This is a genomic window from Spirilliplanes yamanashiensis, assembly GCF_016863475.1.
GTDB lineage: Bacteria > Actinomycetota > Actinomycetes > Mycobacteriales > Micromonosporaceae > Spirilliplanes > Spirilliplanes yamanashiensis.
The window spans coordinates 85,150-105,863 of sequence record NZ_BOOY01000028.1; the positions used below are offsets into that span (position 1 = coordinate 85,150).

Annotated in this window: 15 protein-coding genes; 9 read left to right on the forward strand and 6 right to left on the reverse strand. The window is 75.8% G+C overall.

Annotated elements, in window-relative coordinates; all coding sequences use genetic code 11:
* Nucleotides 1–112: 112 nt before the first annotated feature.
* Together Sya03_RS19485 and Sya03_RS19490 are read right to left on the reverse strand one after the other, a co-directional pair.
* Nucleotides 113–841 (reverse strand): spermidine synthase, encoded by a 729-nt coding sequence (locus Sya03_RS19485; RefSeq protein WP_239107690.1) that lies wholly within the window; start codon nt 839–841, stop codon nt 113–115.
* 11 nt (nt 842–852) lie between these two features.
* On the reverse strand, nt 853–1,335 hold the full coding sequence (locus Sya03_RS19490; protein WP_203939767.1) for a MarR family winged helix-turn-helix transcriptional regulator: 483 nt from the start codon (nt 1,333–1,335) through the stop codon (nt 853–855).
* Between the two features lie 71 nt (nt 1,336–1,406).
* Here Sya03_RS19490 and Sya03_RS19495 point away from each other — a divergent pair, with 71 nt between their 5' ends.
* Nucleotides 1,407–3,452: an MMPL family transporter gene (locus tag Sya03_RS19495; protein ID WP_203939768.1), complete on the forward strand. Its 2,046-nt coding sequence runs from the start codon at nt 1,407–1,409 to the stop codon at nt 3,450–3,452.
* Nucleotides 3,453–3,481: 29 nt separating this feature from the next.
* Nucleotides 3,482–3,943 (forward strand): PPOX class F420-dependent oxidoreductase, encoded by a 462-nt coding sequence (locus Sya03_RS19500; RefSeq protein WP_203939769.1) that lies wholly within the window; start codon nt 3,482–3,484, stop codon nt 3,941–3,943.
* A 6-nt stretch (nt 3,944–3,949) separates the two neighbouring features.
* Here Sya03_RS19500 and ppgK read toward each other — a convergent pair whose 3' ends face one another.
* Complete coding sequence (ppgK, locus tag Sya03_RS19505; protein WP_203939770.1) at nt 3,950–4,687, reverse strand: polyphosphate--glucose phosphotransferase; 738 nt, start codon at nt 4,685–4,687, stop codon at nt 3,950–3,952.
* Between the two features lie 188 nt (nt 4,688–4,875).
* Here ppgK and Sya03_RS19510 point away from each other — a divergent pair, with 188 nt between their 5' ends.
* The 3 genes from Sya03_RS19510 to Sya03_RS19520 all read left to right on the forward strand — a co-directional run bounded on the left by Sya03_RS19510 (nt 4,876) and on the right by Sya03_RS19520 (nt 10,334).
* On the forward strand, nt 4,876–6,696 hold the full coding sequence (locus tag Sya03_RS19510; RefSeq protein WP_203939771.1) for a S8 family serine peptidase: 1,821 nt from the start codon (nt 4,876–4,878) through the stop codon (nt 6,694–6,696).
* A gap of 1,202 nt (nt 6,697–7,898) precedes the next feature.
* Nucleotides 7,899–9,272, forward strand: coding sequence for a putative bifunctional diguanylate cyclase/phosphodiesterase (locus tag Sya03_RS31885; RefSeq protein ID WP_373316098.1), 1,374 nt, complete (start codon nt 7,899–7,901; stop codon nt 9,270–9,272).
* A gap of 255 nt (nt 9,273–9,527) precedes the next feature.
* A complete protein-coding gene (locus Sya03_RS19520) occupies nt 9,528–10,334 on the forward strand; it encodes a SigB/SigF/SigG family RNA polymerase sigma factor (RefSeq protein WP_203939772.1) in 807 nt (268 codons plus the stop codon).
* 57 nt (nt 10,335–10,391) lie between these two features.
* Here Sya03_RS19520 and Sya03_RS19525 read toward each other — a convergent pair whose 3' ends face one another.
* The gene (locus Sya03_RS19525) at nt 10,392–10,946 is read right to left on the reverse strand and encodes a YflT domain-containing protein (protein ID WP_203939773.1); all 555 of its coding nucleotides are present in this window, start codon (nt 10,944–10,946) and stop codon (nt 10,392–10,394) included.
* Between the two features lie 55 nt (nt 10,947–11,001).
* A complete protein-coding gene (locus Sya03_RS19530) occupies nt 11,002–11,895 on the reverse strand; it encodes a phosphatase PAP2 family protein (protein WP_203939774.1) in 894 nt (297 codons plus the stop codon).
* Between the two features lie 243 nt (nt 11,896–12,138).
* Here Sya03_RS19530 and gsmA point away from each other — a divergent pair, with 243 nt between their 5' ends.
* Nucleotides 12,139–13,227 (forward strand): sporangiospore maturation cell wall hydrolase GsmA, encoded by a 1,089-nt coding sequence (gene gsmA, locus Sya03_RS19535; RefSeq protein ID WP_203939775.1) that lies wholly within the window; start codon nt 12,139–12,141, stop codon nt 13,225–13,227.
* A 23-nt stretch (nt 13,228–13,250) separates the two neighbouring features.
* A complete protein-coding gene (locus Sya03_RS31590; RefSeq protein ID WP_275411461.1) occupies nt 13,251–15,458 on the forward strand; it encodes an ATP-binding protein in 2,208 nt (735 codons plus the stop codon).
* Nucleotides 15,459–15,466: 8 nt separating this feature from the next.
* Here the strand turns inward: Sya03_RS31590 and Sya03_RS19545 are convergent, their stop codons facing one another.
* Nucleotides 15,467–15,832, reverse strand: a complete 366-nt coding sequence (locus Sya03_RS19545; protein ID WP_203939776.1) for a response regulator — start codon at nt 15,830–15,832, stop codon at nt 15,467–15,469.
* 127 nt (nt 15,833–15,959) lie between these two features.
* Here Sya03_RS19545 and Sya03_RS19550 point away from each other — a divergent pair, with 127 nt between their 5' ends.
* Both Sya03_RS19550 and hrpA read left to right on the forward strand, forming a co-directional pair.
* Nucleotides 15,960–16,727 carry an aldo/keto reductase gene (locus tag Sya03_RS19550; RefSeq protein WP_203939777.1) on the forward strand — a complete coding sequence of 256 codons (768 nt, stop codon included), beginning with the start codon at nt 15,960–15,962 and terminating at the stop codon, nt 16,725–16,727.
* 46 nt (nt 16,728–16,773) lie between these two features.
* Nucleotides 16,774–20,667: an ATP-dependent RNA helicase HrpA gene (hrpA, locus tag Sya03_RS19555; protein ID WP_203939778.1), complete on the forward strand. Its 3,894-nt coding sequence runs from the start codon at nt 16,774–16,776 to the stop codon at nt 20,665–20,667.
* Nucleotides 20,668–20,714: the final 47 nt, after the last annotated feature.

A 20,714-nucleotide genomic window follows, 5' to 3' on the forward strand; every position in this document is an offset into this window, starting at 1 on the left:
CGTCCCGGCGTGTCACGCGGCGCTCGCGCAGGCCGCGCGGCGTGTCGCGCTCCGCCGGTGACCCGCGCCCGGGCGTGTCGCGGGTTGATCATGGCCGTCGCCGCCCTGACCGTTAGCGCCCATCCGCCGGCGGCCGGGCCCCCGCCGCGAAGGTGACGAGCGCCTCGCCGGCCAGCACCCGCTCGGCGGCGCGGCCCACCCGCCCCGGCAGCGGCGCCGCCGACGCCGCCAGCACCACGTTGCCGGCCCGGCGCCCGCGCAGCACCGCGGCCGGCCCCAGCGCGGCGACGTGCGGGAACGCCGAGCGCGCCGCCGCGACCTGGGTCCGCGCGTACGCCAGCGGCGGCACGTCGGTCACGTTCGCCACCAGCAGCCCGGCGGGGCGCAGTGCCCGGGCCGCGTCGGCGTAGAAGCCGCCCGTGGCGACCGAGTCCGGGGCGCGGGCGGCGGCGAAGACGTCGGCGACCACCACGTCGTGGCCGCGCTCGCCCGCCAGGGCCGCCCGGGCGTCGCCGGTGACGACCTCGACCGACGCCGGCCACGGCAGGTGCCGGGCCACCAGGTCCACCACGCGGGGGTCCAGCTCGACCACCCGCTGCGCGGAGCCGGGCCGGGTCGCCGCGACGTAGCGCGGCAGCGTCAGCGCCCCGCCGCCGAGGTGCAGCACCCGCAGCGGCGCGCCCGCCGGTCCGGCCGCGTCCAGCACCGCCGCGATCACCCGCACGTACGCGAACGCCAGGTGCCGAGGGTCGCCCGCGACGACGTACGACTGCTCGACGCCGCCCGCGTACAGCGTCCAGCCGCCGGGCCGCCGGGCGTCCGGCACGAGCTCGACCGGCACGCCGCCGCCCGTCATTGCTCCAGGTCGCCGCGGTACGCCTCGACGGTGTGCGCCATCGCGTCGACGAACCGCAGCACGACGGCCAGCTCGGCCTCGTCGAAGCCGGCCATGATGTGGTCGGTGCGCTCGCCCAGCGGCCGGAAGAACGCCGCCGCCAGGGCCATCGCGGGCTCGGCGTAGCGCAGCTCGACGCGGCGGCGGTCGGTGCGCGAGCGGTCCCGGGTGAGGTGCCCGGCGCGTTCCAGCCGGTCGACGACCGCCGTGGTGGCCGCCGACGACAGGCGCAGCCGGGCGGCCAGGGCGCCGGCGGTGAGCGGGGCGCCGCCCGCCTCGGCGTCCATGACGGCGATCAGCGCGGCCATGTCGGTGGGGTGCAGGCCGTGGCGCCGGGCGAAGGCGTGCGCGACGTGCTCGCTCTGCACGACGTACCAGCGCATGCGTTCGATGATCTCGCGCTGCAGCTTTCGGCGCGGTGTGTCCCGGGGCGCGTACACGGCTTGCACTCTAGTCCTTCATCGGCAAAACTCTCGATAGTCGAAAGTCTCGGTCATCGAAGGGATTTGCCGTGGACGTGCTGGCGCGGTGGGTGAGTGGCCGGATCTCGGCCTGGATCGTGCTGGCGGTCGCCGTCGTCACGAGCGTCCTGGTCGTCGGCATCGGCGGCAGCGCGGACACCGTGCAGGACGAGGCGGGCGGCCTGCCCCGCACCGCCGACTCCGCCCAGGTCGCCGAGCTGCGCAAGCAGCTGCCGAGCGGCCGGGAGAACCCCGCCCTGGTCGTCTACCGCCGCGACGGCGGCCTGACCCCCGCCGACCGGGCCGCCATCGACGCCGACCGCACCGCGTTCGCGGCCACCGCCGCCGGCGAGGTGAGCCCGGTCATCCCGTCCGAGGACGGCACCACCGCCCTGGTCACCGTGCCGCTGCCGGTCGACGCCGCCGGCGCCGACCCGGTCGACGCGGTGGCCGCCCTGCGCGCCCAGACCCGCGACGGACTGCCCGCGGGCCTCGTCGCGCAGGTCACCGGCGGGGCCGCGTTCGGCGCCGACATCGCCTCCTCGTTCGAGGGCGCCAACGTCTCGCTGCTGCTGGTCACCGTCATCGTTGTCGCGGTGCTGCTCATCGTCACCTACCGCAGCCCCGTGCTGTGGCTCGTCCCGCTCGCCGTCGTGGGCACCGCCGACGTCGTCGCCAACTCGGTCATCGCGCTGCTGTCGCGCTACGCCGGGCTCGACGTCGGCCCGTCCACCATCGGCATCGCCGACGTGCTCGTCTTCGGCGCCGGCACCAACTACGCGCTGCTGCTCATCGCCCGCTACCGCGAGGAGCTGCACCGGCACGCCGACCGCCGCGAGGCGCTGCGCGCCGCCTGGCGGGGCGCGTCGCCCGCCGTCGCCGCCAGCGCCGCCACCGTCGTGCTGAGCCTGCTCATGCTCGGCTTCGCCGACCTGCAGGGCACCCGCGCCATCGGCTACGCCAGCGCCGCCGGCATCGGCATCGCCGCGCTGTTCGGCCTGCTCGTGCTGCCCGCCGCGCTCGTCGTCTGCGGCCGGGGCCTGTTCTGGCCGTTCGTCCCCCGCTACAGCGAGGCCGGCGACGCCGGACGCGCCCGCGGCGCCTGGTACCGGGTCGGCCGCTTCGTCGCCGGCCGCCCCCGCACCGTCGCCGCCGCGGCCGTCGCCCTGCTCGCCCTGCTGGCCGTCGGGCTGACCGGCACCCAGCTCGGGCTCAGCCGCGCCGAGTCGTTCCGGGTGCAGGCCGAGTCCATCGACGGGCTGGAGACCCTCGGCCGGGCGTTCCCGGCCGGCGCCGCCGACCCGGTCGTCGTCATCAGCACCGCCGGCGCCGCCGACGCCGTGCGCGCCGCCGCCGAGGGCACCCCCGGCGTGGCCGCCGCCCGGCCCGGCTCGCGCGGCGGCGACCGGGCCGAGACCGTCGTGACGCTGGAGGCGTCGCCCGACACCCCGGAGAGCTACTCCGCCGTGCGCGCCCTGCGCGAGCGGGTCGCCGCGGTGCCCGGCGGCGAGGCCCTCGTCGGCGGCGAGGTCGCCACCAACCTCGACACCCGCGACGCCGCCGCCCGCGACCTGCGCGTGGTCGTGCCGCTCGTGCTGGCCGTGGTGGTGCTGGTCCTGCTGGTCCTGCTGCGCTCGGTCGTGGCGGCGATCGCGCTGGTGCTCACCGTCGTCGGCACCTACTTCGCGGCGCTCGGCGCCGGCGTGCTCGCCTTCGACGTGTTCGGCTTCGCCGGGCTCGACGTGCAGGTGCCGCTGCTCGCGTTCATCTTCCTGGTCGCGCTCGGCGTCGACTACAACATCTTCCTGGCCACCCGGGCCCGGGAGGAGACACCCGAGCGGGGCACCCGCGAGGGCATGGTGGTCGCGCTCGCCGCGACCGGCGGGGTCATCACCAGCGCCGGCATCCTGCTCGCCGCCGTGTTCGCGGTGCTCGGCGTGCTGCCGCTGATCACCCTCACCGAGATCGGCGTCATCGTCGGCCTCGGCGTGCTGCTCGACACCCTCGTCGTGCGGACCCTGCTCGTGCCGGCCATCGCCACCCTGCTCGGCCGGCGGTTCTGGTGGCCCAGCAGACTGGACGCCGACCGCGCCTGAGCCTGAGCCTGAGCCACCAGGAGGCACCGTTGGCCCGCAGCATCGCCACCAACTCCCGCGTCGACCGGGCCGGACTGCGCGAGTTCCTCGCCGTCCGGCACCGGGCCGTGCTCATCACCGCCCGCGCCGACGGCACCCCGCAGTCGTCGCCGGTGACCTGCGGCCTCGACGCCGAGGGCCGCGTCGTCGTCTCGACCTACCCGGAGCGGGCGAAGGTCGCCAACGTGCGGCGCACCCCGCAGGTGGCGCTGTGCGTGCTGTCCGACGACTTCGACGGCCCGTGGGTGCACCTCGACGGCACCGCCGAGGTGCTCGACCTGCCCGACGCGCTGGAGCCGCTCGTCGAGTACTACCGCAGCATCTCCGGCGAGCACCCCGACTGGGACGAGTACCGCGCGGCGATGACCCGGCAGGGCAAGTGCCTGATCCGGGTCACGCTGACCGGCTGGGGACCGGTCGCCACCGGCGGCTTCCCGGCCCGGCTGGCCTGACGGCCGTCAGGCCAGCGCGGCGGCCGCGGCCGCCGCGCCGATGATGCCGGCCTCGTTGCGCAGCACCGCCGGCACGATCGGCGTGCGGATGTCGACGTGCGGCAGCCACTTCTCCGCCTTCTTGCTGACCCCGCCGCCCACGATGATCAACCCGGGCTGCAGCAGCAGCTCGACGTGGCGCAGGTAGCGCTGCACCCGCCCGGCCCACTCGTCCCAGGCCAGGTCCTCGACCTCGCGCGCGCGGTCGGACGCCTTCAGCTCGGCGTCGAAGCCGTCCAGCTCCAGGTGGCCGAACTCGGTGTTCGGCACCAGCCGGCCGTCGAGGAACAGCGCGCTGCCGATGCCGGTGCCGAACGTCAGCATCAGCGTCGTGCCGGTGCGCCCGCGCCCCGCGCCGAACGTCATCTCGGCCACGCCCGCCGCGTCGGCGTCGTTGAGCACCACCGCCGGCCGGCCGATCGCGTCCGCGAACAGCTGGGCCGCCGGGGCGCCCACCCACGACTTGTCCATGTTCGCCGCGGTGCGCACCACGCCGTCGATGACGACGCCCGGGAACGTCACGCCGACCCGGTCCGGCGCCTCGAACTGCGCCACCACCTCGACGACGGCCTTCACGACGCTCGTCACGTCCGACGGCTGCGGGGTCGGCACCCGGTGCCGCTCGGCGGTCAGCTCGCCCAGCGCGGGATCGACCGGCGCGCCCTTGACGCCCGAGCCGCCGATGTCGATGCCGAGGACCACCATGCGCCTGACTCCCTCCGAATGCGTCACGCCACGGTCGTCATACCCGCGGCGCCCGGATCCGTATCGTGCCGCACCCCGGCCCCGGGAACTTCTTCAGGTCCGGCGCGGCGCGACCGATCAGAGCGTCATCGGCGGTGTCGCCGCGGATCCCCCCGTCCGCGCGGCCCCCGGAGCGAGGAGACGACCACATGCGCACCAGGACCACCCCGGTGGCGGCGCGGCGGACCGCCGTGCTCGCCGCCGTCGTGCTGGCCGCCGCGTGCCTCCCCGCTACCGCCGCCACCGCCGCGCCCGCCCCCGCTCATGAGGTAGCCGCCGCGCCGGCCGCCGCCGGGCGGCCCGTCATCGTGCGGGTGGCCGGCGCCGCCGCGCTCGCCCGCGCCGAGGCCGCCGTCGCCGCCGCCGGGGGCACCGTCACCGGCCGGCTCGGCGTCATCGGCGGGCTCGCCGCCACCGTGCCCGCCCCGGCCGTCACCGCGCTGGCCGCCGTGCCCGGCGTGCTGGCCGTCACGCCCGACGCCACCGTCCGGCCGTCCGCCGGCTCCTGGACCGACACCGGCCGGAACCTGCTGGCCGACATCGCCGCCACCGCCGGGCTCGACCGGCGCGGCACCGCCGACGACCGGCTGCTCGACGGCCGCCGGCTGACCGGCGCGGGCGTCGGCGTCGCGATCATCGACTCCGGCGTCGCGCCGGTGCAGGGCCTCGCCGGGCCCGGCAAGGTGATCCACGGCCCCGACCTGTCGTTCGAGTCGCAGGCGGCCAACCTGCGCAACCTCGACACCTACGGGCACGGCACCCACCTGGCCGGCATCATCGCCGGGCAGGATCCGGACACCGTCAAGGGGGCCCGCCGCTTCGACGGCGTCGCGCCCGGCGCCCACCTGATCAGCCTCAAGGTGGCGGCCGCCGACGGCGCCGTCGACGTCTCGCAGGTCATCGCCGCCGTCGACTGGGTGGTCACGCACCGCCGCGACGCCGGGCTCAACATCCGGGTGCTCAACCTGTCGTTCGGCACCGACTCCACCCAGAGCGCCGTGCTCGACCCGCTGTCGTTCGCGGTCGAGTCCGCCTGGCGCCACGGCATCGTGGTCGTCGCCGCCGTCGGCAACGAGGGCCCCTCCGCGGCCCGGGTCACCATGCCCGCGGCCAACCCGTTCGTCATCGCCGTGGGCGCGTCCGACCCGGGCGGCACCCCGGCGGCCAGGGACGACACGGTCGCGTCGTTCTCCAGCCGCGGCACCCTCACCCGGCACGCCGACGTGCTCGCCGGCGGCCGGTCCGTCGTGTCGCTGCGCAGCCCCGGCTCGTACCTCGACAGCAGCTACCCCGAGGCGCGCATCTCCGACGGCGCCACCGACCGGTTCTTCCGCGGCAGCGGCACCTCCCAGGCCGCCGCCGTGGTCTCCGGCGCCGCCGCGCTGCTGCTGCAGCAGCGGCCCGAGCTGACCCCGGACCAGGTCAAGAAGCTGCTGCGGGACACCGCCGCGCCGATCCGCGGCGCCGACCCGCGGTCAGGCGGCGCCGGCCAGATCGACGTGCTGGCCGCCGTGAGGGCCGCCGCCCCGCTGCTGTCCGCGCAGGCCGCGCTGCCGTCCACCGGCGCCGGCCGGCTGGAGCTGTCGCGCGGCTCCGCGCATGTCGCCGACGCGGCCACCGGCGCCGTGCTGACCGGCGAGCAGGACATCTTCGGCGCGCCCTGGCGCCCGTCCGAGTGGACCGACGCGTCCCGGGACGGCCGCGCCTGGTCCGGCGGCACCTGGAACGGCACCGCGTGGACGGGCAGCACCTGGACCGGCGGGGGCGGGCTGCAGGCGCGCACCTGGTCGGCCCGCACCTGGTCCGCCCGCACCTGGTCCGGCTCGACGTGGAACGCCCGCACCTGGAGCTCGGCCGTGTGGACCGGCGACGGCTGGTCGGCCCGCACCTGGTCGGCGCGGACCTGGTCCGCCCGCACCTGGAGCGGCCGCACGTGGAGCTCCGCGCAGTGGCCGGGGCCGTGGCAGTGACCCCCGCGCCGGCCGATCCGGCGCAGACGCAGCAGGACCCGGCGCAGCGGCCGGCCGGCCCGCCCGCCGCCCCGCCCGCGCGGGACGGCTGGTGGGCGCAGCCCGAGCGCCGGGTCGCCGCCCTGGCCGTCGGCCTCGGCGCCGCCGCCGTGGCGCTGGGCCTCCTGCTCGCCCGCGACGGGGTCACGCTGCCGCAGGGCGCGCGCGGCCTGGTCTGGCTGGGCACCCTCACCGTGCTGTTCGCCGCGTTCGAGGGCTTCGTCGTGCACATGCGGGTGCGCCGCGGCGCGCACGCGTTCAGCCTCACCGAGATCCCGATGGTGCTCGGCCTGCTGTCGCTCAACCCGCTGCTGGTCGTGCTGGCCCGGGTCGCCGGCGGCGGCGCCGGGCTGCTCGTGCTGCGCCGCCAGCGCGGCCTCAAGCTGGTGTTCAACGTCGCGCTCGTCGCCGCCCAGTCCGTCGTCGCCGCCTGGGTGTTCCACCGGCTCGGCGGCGACCTCGCGGGCGTCTCCGGGCTCGGCGTGCGCCAGCTCGTGGCGGTGTACTCGGCGATGATCCTCGCCGACGTCGTCGCCGCCGTGGCCGTCACCGCGGTGATCGCGCTGCACGACGACCCGGGGGAGTGGCGGCGGCTGCCGTCCGCCCTGCGCGGCACCGTCGTCGCCGCCGGCCTCACCACGATCGGCGTGGTCGGCGCCGAGGCCGCCTCGCAGAGCCCCTGGTCGGTGTCGCTGCTGGTGGTCCTGTGCGTGGTCCTGCTGCTGGTGTACCGGGCGCTGGTCCGGCAGGGCAACGACCGCGCCGAGGTCGGCGAGCTGTACGCCTTCACCACCGCCCTCGACGGCGCGGCCGAGCTGGACGAGGTGCTGCCCGTCGTCCTGGACCGGGTCCGCGACCAGCTGCGCGCCGACGTGGCCGAGATCGTGCTGACCGGCCCCGACGGCCCGCCCCGGGTGGCCCGGATGAGCGGGCCCGGCGTGGTCACCGACGCCGAGGTGCCCCCGTTCGCCTGGTACCTGCCCGCGCTGCGCGGCGAGCCCGTGCGCACCGGCAACGTCGAGGGGACGGTGGCCGGCGCGGAGCCCGTCGACGGCGCCGCCGTGCCGCTGCCGCTGGGCGAGGCCACCGGCGCGCTGGTGGTGCGCGGCAGCCTGCCGGACAGCGGCGGCTTCACCGACGACCGGCTCGGCCTGCTGCGGGCCATGGCCAACCACGCGGGCGTGGCGCTGGGCAAGGCGCAGCTGCTGGACCGGCTGCGCCGGGAGGCGGCCGAGAAGGAGCACCTGGCGCTGCACGACACCCTGTCCGGGCTGCCGAACCGGCGGCACTTCCTGCGCCTGGTCGACGACGCCCTGGCCGGCGGCGGGGGCTCGGGCGCGGTGCTGCTGCTGGACGTGGACCGCTTCAAGGAGGTCAACGACGCGCTCGGCCACGACATCGGCGACGCCCTGCTGACCGAGGTGGCGCAGCGGCTGCGCGCGCATGTCGAGGGCATCGGCGTGGCGGCGCGGCTGGGCGGCGACGAGTTCGCCGTGTGGCTGCCCACCGACGGCACGATCGAGGCGGGCCTGGCGCGCGGCGCCGAGCTCAGCGAGAAGCTCGAGCAGACCATGCCGATCGGCCCGCTGACCATCGACCTGCGGGCGAGCGTCGGCGTGGCGGTGGCCCCGCTGCACGGCACCGACGCGCACACCCTCGTCCGGCACGCCGACGTGGCCATGTACGCGGCCAAGGAGACCCGGGCGGGGCTGCGCGCGTACGACGAGACCGCGGACGTCAACACCCCGCAGCGGCTGGCCCGCATCGCCGACCTGCGCGCCGCGATCGACCGCCGGGACCTGATGGTGGCGTTCCAGCCGAAGGTGGACCCGGCCACCGGCGCGGTCGTCGGCGCGGAGGCGCTCGCCCGCTGGCACCACCCGGCCGACGGCATGGTCCCGCCGGACGAGTTCATCCCGCTGGCCGAGCACTCCGGCCTGATCCGGCCGCTGACCCTGCACATGCTGGAGGTGGCGCTGCGCAGCCGGGCCGCCTGGGCGCGCACCGGGCACGACCTGCACGTGGCGGTGAACCTGTCGCCGAACGGGCTGCTCGACGTGACGCTGCCGGAGGTGGTGGAGCGGCTGCTGGCGCAGACGGGCAGCGCCCCGGCCAGCCTCACCCTGGAGATCACCGAGAGCAGCATCATGGCCGACCCGTCGGGCAGCCTCGCCACGCTGGAGCGGCTGCACGCGCTCGGGGTGAAGCTGTCGATCGACGACTTCGGCACCGGCTACTCGTCGCTGGGCCGGCTGCGCCGGCTGCCGATCCACGAGGTGAAGATCGACCGGTCGTTCGTGCAGCGGCTGACGCACGACCACCGGGACCGGGCCGTGGTGCGCTCCGCGGTGCAGCTGGGGCACGCCCTCGGGCTGGAGGTCGTGGCGGAGGGCGTGGAGGACGCCGGCGCGCTGGAGCTGCTCGCCCGCGAGGGCTGCGACCTGGTGCAGGGCTATTTCGTGTCGCGGCCGCTGGCCCCGGACGCGTTTACCGAGTGGCTGACGGGGCAGCCGGTGCACGAGCGCCGTCCCGCCTGAGCCGACGGTGCCGTCACCCTGCGCCACTCATACTTTCGGCTAGTATTTGGTCGTCCACTGGGCTAGTGTCGTTGTACTGAACGGACGACAACTGCGCGGTCCGGCCGGGTCGACAACCGGCGGCGGGCCCCGCACACAGAGCGACATCTCCAGCCCGTCGAGGGCGGTCGGAGCGCCGGGGAGACCCGCCGCCGGAGACCGGACCCGGCGGGCCACCGGCGGACCACCGGCGGACGAGGTGCAGGGAGGACCACCATGACCGCGACCACGACGGACCAGCGCACGGACGACACGCTCTCCACGGCCGCACCGGCCGACACCGCGGCCGAGCTGCTCGCCGCGATGGCGGCGACGCCCGCCGGTCACCCCCGCCGCCCCGCCCTGCGGGCCCGCGCCATCGAGGCCTGGCTCCCGCTGGCCCGGCACCTCGCGCACCGCTACTCCGGCCGCGGCGAGCCCACCGACGACCTGGTGCAGACCGCCACCGTCGGGCTCATCAAGGCCGTCGACAAGTTCGACCCCGAGCGCGGCGTCGACTTCGCGGGCTACGCGATCCCCACGATCATCGGCGAGATCAAGCGGCACTTCCGCGACCGCACCTGGTCGGTGCGCGTCCCGCGCCGCCTGCAGGAGCTGCGCCTGGCCATCACCGAGGCCAACGCCACCCTGACCCACACCCTCGGCCGCTCGCCGACGGTCCCGGACATCGCCGTGCACCTCGGCATCACCGAGGAGGAGGTGCTGGAGGGCCTGGAGGGCGCCCGCGCCTACAACGCGACGTCGCTGTCCACCCCGGTCGGCGCCGAGGGCTCCACGGAGCTGGGCGACACGCTCGGCGGCGAGGATACCGAGTTCGAGCTGGCCGAGCTGCGCGTGGCCCTCGGCCCGGCGCTGGCCACCCTCGACGAGCGCGAGCAGCGCATCCTCACCCTGCGGTTCTACGGCAACCTGACCCAGTCGCAGATCGCCGACCAGATCGGCATCTCGCAGATGCACGTGTCGCGTCTGCTCGCCAAGGCGCTCGGCAAGCTGCGCGGCCAGCTGAGCCTCGACGGCATCTGATCCACCGCACGACGGAGGGCCCCCGGTTCGGGGGCCCTCCGCATGTCCGGGGTCCGGTCAGACCGCGCCGCTGGCCCGCCAGTTCAGCTGCACCAGCAGCTGCCGCGCCTGGTCGGCGAACTCCGGGTCGGCCAGCACCACGTACTGCCCGGCCTGCAGGGAGCTGCGCGACGTGAAGTCGCGCCGGCCGCCGGTCATGGCGTGCGCGATCGCGCCGAACACCGCGCCCCAGAGCGCGCCGATGAGCACGGCCGCGAGCAGCACGGTCCACCAGGCGGACACGCTGAAGATGGCGAACAGCAGGCCGATGAGCAGGCCGAACCAGGCGCCGCTGGCCGCGCCGGCGGCGGCCGCCCGGCCCACGGTCAGCCGGCCCAGCACGTTCTCGACCAGCCGCAGGTCGGTGCCCACGATGGCGGTGCGCTCGACCGGGAACTTGTTGTCGGACAGCAGGTCGACGGCCTGCTGGGCCGCCGGGTAGTTGTCGAAGGTGCCCACCGGCACCCCGCCCGCGAGGCCGGGGGCGGCCGCGGCGGGCGGTGCGGTGGCGCCGCCCGGGCCCGGCGGGATGCCCGGGCCGGCGGCGGTGGAGGGGTCGGACGACGTGGTCACGGCGGTGTCCTCTCGCAGAGATGTCTGCCGATGACATATCCCGCCGGGGCCCGGATCAATCGTTGCGGTGACGGACCTCGCCCTCGGCGACCAGCCACACCCAGATCAGGAAGGCGCCGGCCGTGCACCCGGCGATGCCCGCCGCGCCGGCGATGAACGCCGCCAGCTCCGACACCAGCCCCGGGATGAACCGCTCCGAGACGACCACCGCGCCGAGCCCGATGGCCCCGATCGCCCCGGCCACCGCGGCGCCCAGCGCCAGCGGCAGCGTGGCCAGGCGCGACGCGGCCCGGGGTGGCGCCTCGGCCCGCCGGCGCAGCCGCACCACTGTGACGGCCAGCGCTCCCCAGCCGAGGGTGACCAGCAGCGCCGCCACCGTGTCGCTGGGGCGGTGCCAGGCCGCCCACACCGTCGCGATCGCGATGACCGCCACGTAGAGGGAGCCGGCCAGCGCCAGGAAGGCGCGGGTCGCGTACGGCAGCACGAGCACCAGCGCGAACGCCACCGACACCGCGGCGGTCGTGTGCCCGCTGGGCAGCGAGTTGGGGGCCGGGTCGCCCAGCGGCGGCCGGGTCAGCTCGCGCTTGAGGAACTGCGTCGTCAGGTTGCTGCCCAGCACGAGCACGCCGGCGGCCACGGCCAGGTCGACGCGGCGGCGCAGCAGCCCGACCGCCGCCGCCACCACCGCCACGGCGGCGATGCTGAGCAGCGACGTGCCGTCCAGGGTGCTGTTCAGCACGGAGACGACCCGCTGGTGCTCGACCTCGGCGCCGCGCATGGCGGCCTCGTCGACCACCTGGCCCAGCCGGGTGCGCACGAACACGGCGTACACCGCCACCGCGCCGGCGGCGGCGAGCAGCGCGATCACCGGCGGGGCGCCGAGCCACCAGCCACTGGTGGCGCCGGCGGTCCGGCCGGCCGGCGGGCGGCGGCTCGCCACGGCGGTCATCAAGCCGTCCTCTCGGGGGGAGTGTCGGGGGGCTCTCACCATTCCCCGGCGGGCGCGGGCTCAAGCGCGGCCCAGCGCCGCATCATAGTGCCCTTGCGCACCCCGGCCCCCAGCCGTCACCGCCGTGCGCGCGACGCACCCGAACCGCACCCGGGTTCTCCCTCCGCGCCCCGGCCCGCCCTCCGACCGGGAGGGGGACGGCGGCGCTGCCGATGCGCCGCCGGGGAAAGGGGGCACCTCACCATGTGGCGCCAACTGCTCACCGGCACCCTCGCCGCGGCCGCCCTGGCCGCCGGCGTCGTCGCCGTCCCGGCCGCGGCCCAGGCCGCCGCCGTCACCGGCACCGTGCGCGTGGCGGGCGGCACCCTGAAGGTGCGCAGCACCCCGGCCACCACCGGCGCCGTCGTCGGCTCCCTGCGCAACGGCGCCCGGGTCACGCTCAGCTGCTGGGTGTACGGCGCCACGGTGCGCGGCACCGTGCGCACCACCAACGTGTGGGACCGGCTCGCCAACGGCCGGTACGTCTCGCACGCCTACGTCTCCAGCCGCGGCTTCCCGAAGTGCGCCACCGCCGTGTCGTCCGGCCCCGTCGCGGGCCGCATCCGCAGCGCCGACGGCTCGGTCAACGTGCGCGCCGGCGGCAGCCGCGCCACCGCGGTCACCGGTCGGCTCGCCGGCGGCACGGCCGTGTCGATCGTCTGCGCCGCCGCGGGCGAGCGGGTCAGCGGGACGGTGCGCACCACCGACCAGTGGGACCGGCTGAGCGTCGGCGGCTGGGTCTCGCACGCCTACGTCGAGTCCGGCGCCGTGCCGGTCTGCCCCGGCTCGCGGACGCCGTCGAGCGCGCCCAACCTGACCACGGCGCAGTTCATCGCGGCCGCGGTGCCCGGCGCCCAGCAGGGCTGGCGCGAGTTCGGGGTGCCGCCGTCGGTGACGATCGCGCAGGCCATCCTCGAGTCCGGGTGGGGCCGCAGCGGCCTGGCCGCCAACGACCGCAACTACTTCGGCATCAAGTGCTTCGACGGGCGCAAGGGCGCGATCGCCGCCGGCTGCCGCACGTACAACACCACGGAGTGCACGAAGGCCGGCAAGTGCTTCGCCACCTCGGCCACGTTCCGCACCTACCGCACGGCCGCCGACTCGTTCCGCGACCACGGCAGCTTCCTGCGCGCCAACCAGCGCTACCGCCCGGCGTTCGCGTACACCCGCAACGCCAACGCCTTCCTCGTGGAGATCAAGCGGGCGGGCTATGCGACCGACCCGGACTACGTCGCGAAGACGGCCGCCCTCATGCGAACGTACGACCTGTACCGGTACGACACCTGGCGATGAGAATGCGTAATATCCTCTGATCGGTGGGGAGAAGCGCGGATCGCGGCGGGGGCTGGCTGGGGCCGGTCCTCGCCGTCGTCGTGCTGGCGACCGGCCTCGGGGCCACCTGGTACGGCGCCGCCGGCCTGCGCGCCGACGACGCCACCAACGCGCGCCGGGTGATGGACCAGCGCACCGCCGTCGCCCGGGCCTCGGTCATCGCCGAGACCGGCCGCTACCTCGACCTGCTCCAGACGGTCGCGGCCGGCCTGGGCGCCGGGCCGGACATCAGCGCGAGCGGTTTCCAGGCCGCCACCGCGCCGCTGGCCACGTCCCGGCTCACCGGCGCCACCGGCGTCGCGCTGGTCGTGCCGGCCGACACCGCCGAGGTCGCCGCCGTCGAGGCCGCCTGGCGCGCCCGCGGCGCCGCCGGCCTGCGGCTCTCGCCCCGGCCCGGGACCACCCGGCACCTGTTCCCCGTGCTGTCCCGGCCGCTCAACGCCACCGTGCCCGCCACCCCGGGCGCCGACCTCGCCGCCTCCGTCGAGGCCTCGGCCGCGCTGGCGGAGGGCCGGCGCACCGGCGCCCCCGCGGTCAGCGACGCGTACGTGCTGCTGCGCGACCGGGCCCTGCCGCCGAGCCGCCAGCAGCTGTCGTTCGTGTTCGCCGCCCCCGTGTACGCCCCGGGCGACGGCGGCGCGTTCCGCGGCTGGGTCGTGCTCGGGCTGCGCGGCCAGGACTTCCTCGGCGGGGTGCTGGGCGACGCCAGCCAGGGCCTGCTCGCCGGCACCCTGCGCGCCACCGACAGCGCGGGCCGCGCGGTCACCGTCGCCGCCTATCAGGCGCTGGGCCGGCGCGACCTGCGCCGGCAGGCCACCTTCCCCGTCGGTGACCAGCACTGGACGCTGGTCACCGAGGCGGACTCGGCGCGGCTGCCGGGCGCCCGCACCCTGCTGCCGCTGACCGTGGAGGTGGGCGGCGCGGCGGCCACGGTGCTGCTGGCGGGCCTGATGTACGTGCTGGCCACCGGCCGGGCCCGGGCGCAGGCGCGGGTGCGCACCGCCACGGCCGAGCTGCGCCAGGCCGAGGCGGAGGCCCGCCGTCAGGCCGGCCTGCTCTCGGCGATCATGGCCAGCCTCGGCGACGGCGTCGGGGTGATCGACGAGCAGGGCCGCTACCTGCTGCACAACCCGGCGGCCCGGGCGCTGCTGGGCACCGACGCCGACGTGGACGGGCCGGACAACTGGCAGCGCCACTACGGGCTGTTCCTGCCCGACGGCACCACCCCGTTCCCCGAGGAGCGGATGCCGCTGGTGCGCGGCCTGCGCGGCGAGTCGTCGGACGGCGTCGAGATGATCGTGCGCAACGCCGGGCGCCCGGAGGGCATCCTGCTCAGCGTCGACGGCCGCCCGCTGGACGCCAGCGCCGGCCAGCGCGGGGCGGTCGCCGTGTTCCGCGACATCACGGCGCTGCGCCGCTACGAGAACGACCTGGCGGTGTTCGCCGGGGTGGTGGCGCACGACCTCAAGGCGCCGCTGTCGGTCGTGCGCGCGCACTGCGAGCTGGCCATCGACCAGCTCGCCGAGGCCCCGCCGTCCGACGACGTGACGCAGGCGCACACCGCGCTGCGCCGCATCCTGGGCGCCGCCGACCGGATGGCCGCCCTCATCGACACGCTGCTGGCGTACACGACGGCGCGCGACGCGCCGCTGAGCCTGACCGTCGTGCCGCTGGGGCCGCTGGTCGCGGACGTGGTCCGGGAGCGCACCGAGCACCTGCGCCGCGGCACCGACCCGTCGCCGGCCATCTACGTCGGGGCGCTGCCCGCCGTGACGGGCGACCCGGCGATGCTGCGGCACGTCGTGGACAACCTGATCGGCAACGCGCTCAAGTACGTGCGACCCGGCCAGGACCCGCGGGTCGACGTGACGGCGCTGCCGGCCGAGGGCGACCGGGTGCGGTTCACGGTGGCCGACCGCGGCATCGGCATCCCCGACGACGACAAGCCGCGGATCTTCGAGACGTTCCACCGCGCGCACGCCGGCAAGGGGTACGCGGGCACGGGCCTCGGCCTGGCGATCTGCCGCCGGATCGTGGAGCGGCACGGCGGCACGGTGACGGTGGAGGACAACCCGGGCGGCGGCACCCGGTTCGTCGTCAGCCTGCCCGCCGCGGCGGCGGACGCGGCCGGCGACGGCGAGCCGGCGGCGGCGCCGCTGCCGCTGCCCGCGCCGGAGCACGCCCGCGCCTAGCGACCGGCCTACCGACCGGCTGCCGCCAGCACCTCGGCCACGCAGCTGAGCAGCTCGGCCGGCAGGAAGGGCTTGAGCAGCGTGGCGTTGGCGCCGGCGGCCTCGGCCCGGCCGTCGCCCGGCAGCAGCGAGCCGCTGGCCATGATGACGGGGATGTGCCGCAGGCTCTCGTCGGCGCGGATGGCCCGGCACAGGTCGAGGCCGTTCATGCCGGGCATGTCGACGTCGGTGACCACGACGTCGGGCCGCAGGCGGCGGACGGCCTCCCAGGCGGCGTCGCCGTCGGGGGCGGCGACCACCTCGTGCCCGGCGCGCTGCAGCGCACGGGTCAGGACGAATCTGATGTCCTCATGGTCTTCGGCCACGACGATCACGGGCGATCTCCCTCACTGTCGTGGGGGAAACGCCCGTTTTGTCTGAGGGACACGGCCGGGGTGTGCCAATCGGTGTGACCGGGTCGGCGCCGGGTAAAGGTGCGGCGCGACGACGGAGAGGCAGACCATGATCGACGACGCGGTGAAGCTCGACACCGGCACCAGCATCCCCCTGCTCGGCTTCGGCACCTGGCAGCTGCGCGGCGACGAGGCGTACCGCGCCGTGCGCGCCGCCCTCGACGCCGGCTACCGGCATATCGACACCGCCACCATGTACGGCAACGAGGCCGAGGTGGGCCGCGCCCTGCGCGACAGCGGCGTGCCGCGCTCCGACGTGTTCGTCACCACCAAGCTGCCCGCCGAGCGCCGCGGCCGGGAGGCCGCCACGCTCGAGGCGAGCCTGCGCGCCCTCGGCGTCGACGCGGTCGACCTGTGGCTGATCCACTGGCCGCCCGGCGGCGCCGGCGTCGACGTGTGGCGCGAGTTCCTCGCCGCCCAGGACGCCGGCCGGGCGCACGCCGTCGGCGTCAGCAACTACAGCCTCGGCCAGCTCGACGAGCTCACCGCCGCCACCGGCCGCACCCCCGCGGTCAACCAGATCCGCTGGGGCCCGAGCCTGTACGACGCCGCCGTCGACGCCGGGCACCGGGAGCGCGGTGTCGTGCTGGAGGGCTACAGCCCGTTCAAGACCACCGACCTCGGCCACCCGGTGCTGGCCCGGATCGCCGCCGCGCACGGCGCCGAGCCGGCCCAGGTCGTGCTGCGCTGGCACGTGCAGCACGGCACCGTCGTCATCCCCAAGTCGGCCCGGCCCGAGCGGATCCGGGCCAACGCCGACATCGGCGGGTTCACGCTCACCGACGACGAGGTGGCGGCGATCGACGGCCTGCGCTGAAATCGGGCGGCGGGCCGATCGGCGACCGCACTATCCTTGCCGGGACATGTCGACACCGGACCTCCACCAGCGCGTCGCCGAGCTGCCCGCCGCCGATCAGCGCCGGCTCCGCAAACGCCTCGACGGCACCCGCCGCATCCGCGACGCCGCGCACCGGCAGACGGTGGTCGACCGGATCACCGCCGACGTGGCCGCCGCCGAGCAGCGCCTGGCGAACCGGGCCGCGGCCCGGCCCGCCGTCACGTACCCGGAGCAGTTGCCGGTCAGCCGGCGTCGGGAGGACATCCTGGCCGCGATCCGTGACCACCAGGTCGTCGTGGTGGCGGGGGAGACCGGCTCCGGCAAGACCACCCAGCTGCCGAAGATGTGCCTGGAGCTGGGGCGCGGGGTGCGCGGCACGATCGGGCACACCCAGCCGCGGCGCATCGCCGCGCGCACGGTCGCCGAGCGCATCGCCGAGGAGCTGGGCGTGCCGCTCGGCGCGGCCGTCGGCTACAAGGTGCGGTTCACCGACCAGGCGAGCGACGACACGCTGGTCAAGGTGATGACCGACGGCATCCTGCTGGCCGAGCTGCAGACCGACCGGATGCTGTCGAAGTACGACACGATCATCATCGACGAGGCCCACGAGCGCAGCCTCAACATCGACTTCATCCTCGGCTACCTCAAGCAGCTGCTGCCGCGGCGCCCCGACCTCAAGGTCGTCATCACGTCGGCGACGATCGACCCGCAGCGCTTCGCCGACCACTTCGGCGGCGCGCCGATCGTCGAGGTGTCCGGCCGCACCTACCCCGTCGAGGTGCGCTACCGCCCGCTCGTCGAAGTCGACGACGACGAGGGCACCGAGGAGCCGCGCGACCAGATCGAGGCCATCTGCGAGGCCGTCGACGAGCTCGCCGGCGAGGCGCCGGGCGACGTGCTGGTCTTCCTGTCCGGCGAGCGGGAGATCCGCGACACCGCCGACGCGCTGGCCAAGCGCAACCTGCGCAACACCGAGATCCTGCCGCTGTACGCCCGGCTGTCCGCCGCCGAGCAGCACCGGGTGTTCCAGCCGCACACCGGCCGCCGGGTCGTGCTGGCCACCAACGTCGCCGAGACGTCGCTGACCGTGCCCGGCATCCGCTACGTGGTCGACCCCGGCACCGCCCGGATCAGCCGGTACAGCAACCGGCTCAAGGTGCAGCGGCTGCCCATCGAGCCGGTCAGCCAGGCGTCGGCCAACCAGCGCAAGGGCCGCTGCGGGCGGACCAGCGACGGCATCTGCATCCGGCTGTACTCCGAGGAGGACTTCGCGTCCCGGCCGGAGTTCACCGACCCGGAGATCCTGCGCACCAACCTGGCCAGCGTCATCCTGCAGATGTCCTCGCTGGGGCTGGGCGACCTGGCGGCGTTCCCGTTCGTCGACCCGCCGGACCGGCGCACCGTCGCCGACGGCGTCAAGCTGCTGGAGGAGCTGGGCGCGTTCGACCGCGACGGCCGGCTCACCGCGCTCGGCCGCAAGCTCGCCCAGCTGCCCGTCGACCCGCGGCTGGCCCGCATGGTCATCGAGGCGGACGCCGGCGGCGTGGTGCCCGAGGTGCTGGTGGTGGCGGCCGCACTGTCCATCCAGGACCCGCGCGAGCGCCCCGCCGAGAAGCAGCAGGCCGCGGACGAGAAGCACGCCCGGTTCACCGACCGCACCAGCGACTTCCTCACCCTGATCAACCTGTGGAAGTACCTGCGCGAGCAGCAGGAGGAGCGCTCCAGCAGCGCGTTCCGGCGCATGTGCAAGGCGGAGTTCCTCAACTACCTGCGGGTGCGCGAGTGGCAGGACGTGCACGCCCAGCTGCGCCAGGTCGCCCGCACGCTGGGCATCGAGAGCAAGGCGCGCGAGCTGCCGGCCGAGACCGACGGCGACCGGCTGCACGCGGCGCTGCTGTCGGGCCTGCTGTCGCACATGGGCATGAAGGAGGGCGACCGCAACGAGTACCTCGGCGCCCGCGGCGCGAAGTTCGCGATCTTCCCGGGCTCGGCGCTGGCCAAGAAGCCGCCGCGCTGGGTGATGGCCGCCGAGCTGGTCGAGACGAGCCGGCTCTGGGGGCGGGTCGCCGCGTCCGTCGAGCCCGAGTGGGCCGAGCGGCTCGCCGGGCACCTGGTCAAGCGCTCGTACAGCGAGCCGCACTGGGAGAAGAAACAGGGCGCGGTCGTCGCCTACGAGAAGGTGTCGCTGTACGGGCTGCCGATCGTCGCCAAGCGCAAGGTCAACTTCGGCCGGATCGACCCGGTGGCCAGCCGCGACCTGTTCATCCGGCACGCCCTGGTCGAGGGCGACTGGCAGACCCACCACGCGTTCTTCGCCGCCAACCGGGCGCTGCTCGGCGAGGTCGAGGAGCTGGAGCACCGGGCCCGCCGCCGCGACATCCTGGTCGACGACGAGACCCTGTACGCGTTCTACGACCAGCGCATCCCCGCCGACGTGGTGTCCGGCCGGCACTTCGACTCGTGGTGGAAGAAGGCCCGGCACGCCGACCCGGAGCTGCTGACGTTCTCGCTCGACCTGCTGGTGAACGAGGGCAAGGGCGGCCTCGACCCGGTCGACTACCCGGACACGTGGCGCCTCGACGGCCTGGAGCTGCCGCTGAGCTACCAGTTCGAGCCGGGCGACGCCGCGGACGGCGTCACGGTCGAGGTGCCGGTGGCGCTGCTCAACCGGCTCGACCCGGCCGCCCTGTCGTGGCAGGTGCCGGGCCTGCGCCGCGACGTGGTCATCGCGCTGATCCGCGGCCTGCCCAAGGCGATCCGCACCCATTTCGTGCCGGTGCCCGACCACGCCGACGCCGTGCTGCCGCAGCTGCGCCCGGACGGCTCCCTGCTCGACGCGCTCACGGACACGCTGCGCCGGCTCACCGGCGTGATCGTCCCGCGCGAGGCCTGGCAGCCCGGCGCGCTGCCCGAGCACCTGCGCATCAACGTGCGGGTGGTCGGCGAGGACGGGGCCACGCTCGGCGAGGGCCGCGACGTGGCCGCGCTGCGGGCGAAGCTGGCCCCGGCGGTGCGGCAGACGATCTCGAAGGCGGCCGCCTCGGTCGAGCGGCGCGGCCTCACCGCCTGGGGCGACGAGATCGGCACGCTGCCGCGGCGGGTCGCGCAGGACCGGGGCGGGTTCACCGTGCACGTGTTCCCGGCGCTGGCCGACGAGGGCGACACCGTGGCGGTGCGCGTGGTGGAGACCGAGGCGGAGCAGCGCGTCGCCATGCGGGCCGGCACCCGCCGGCTGCTGCTGCTCGGCCTGCCCAGCCCGGCGAAGTACCTGACCGGGCGGCTGGACAACCGGGCCAAGCTGGCGCTGAGCCGCAACCCGCACCGCAGCGTCGCCGACCTGCTCGACGACTGCGCGGGCGCGGCCGTCGACCAGCTCGTGGACGCCGCCGGCGGCCCGGCCTGGGACGCGGCGGGCTTCGCCGCGCTGCGCGAGCGGGTCCGCGCCGAGCTGGTGCCGACGGTGGAGGCCGTCGTCCAGCACGTGCGCGCGGTGCTCGGCACGGCCTACGACGTGGAGCGGCGCGTCGCCGGCACCGCCGACCCGCGGCTGCTCACCCAGCTGACCGACATCCGGGCGCAACTCGCCCGGATGATCTACCGCGGCTTCGTCACCGAGACCGGCTGGCGGCAGCTGCCGCACCTGCCGCGCTACCTGCAGGCCGTGGCGCACCGGCTCGACCGGCTGCCGGGCAACCTCACCCGCGACACCCAGCTCACCCGCACCGTGCAGGAGATCCAGGCGGAGTACGACGAGCTGCGCGCCGAGCTGCCCCGCGGCGGCCCGGCCGACGAGGGGCTGACCGAGATCCGCTGGATGATCGAGGAGCTGCGCGTGAGCTACTTCGCGCAAGGACTCGGCACGGCGTATTCGGTGTCGCCGAAGCGCATCTACAAGGCCATGGACGAGCTGCCGGTTTAAGCCCACTAGCCACAAAGCGCACCCCATCGGACTGATCCGGCCATCCG

What these genes read in the sequence shown, in the direction of transcription:
- Sya03_RS19530 (WP_203939774.1), bottom strand. Translation starts at nt 11,895, where the DNA reads ATGACCGCCGTGGCGAGCCGCCGCCCGCCGGCCGGCCGGACCGCCGGC.
- ppgK (WP_203939770.1), bottom strand. Translation starts at nt 4,687, where the DNA reads ATGGTGGTCCTCGGCATCGACATCGGCGGCTCGGGCGTCAAGGGCGCG.
- Sya03_RS19520 (WP_203939772.1), top strand. Translation starts at nt 9,528, where the DNA reads ATGACCGCGACCACGACGGACCAGCGCACGGACGACACGCTCTCCACG.
- Sya03_RS31885 (WP_373316098.1), top strand. Translation starts at nt 7,899, where the DNA reads ATGGCCAACCACGCGGGCGTGGCGCTGGGCAAGGCGCAGCTGCTGGAC.
- Sya03_RS19550 (WP_203939777.1), top strand. Translation starts at nt 15,960, where the DNA reads ATGATCGACGACGCGGTGAAGCTCGACACCGGCACCAGCATCCCCCTG.
- hrpA (WP_203939778.1), top strand. Translation starts at nt 16,774, where the DNA reads ATGTCGACACCGGACCTCCACCAGCGCGTCGCCGAGCTGCCCGCCGCC.
- Sya03_RS19510 (WP_203939771.1), top strand. Translation starts at nt 4,876, where the DNA reads ATGCGCACCAGGACCACCCCGGTGGCGGCGCGGCGGACCGCCGTGCTC.
- gsmA (WP_203939775.1), top strand. Translation starts at nt 12,139, where the DNA reads ATGTGGCGCCAACTGCTCACCGGCACCCTCGCCGCGGCCGCCCTGGCC.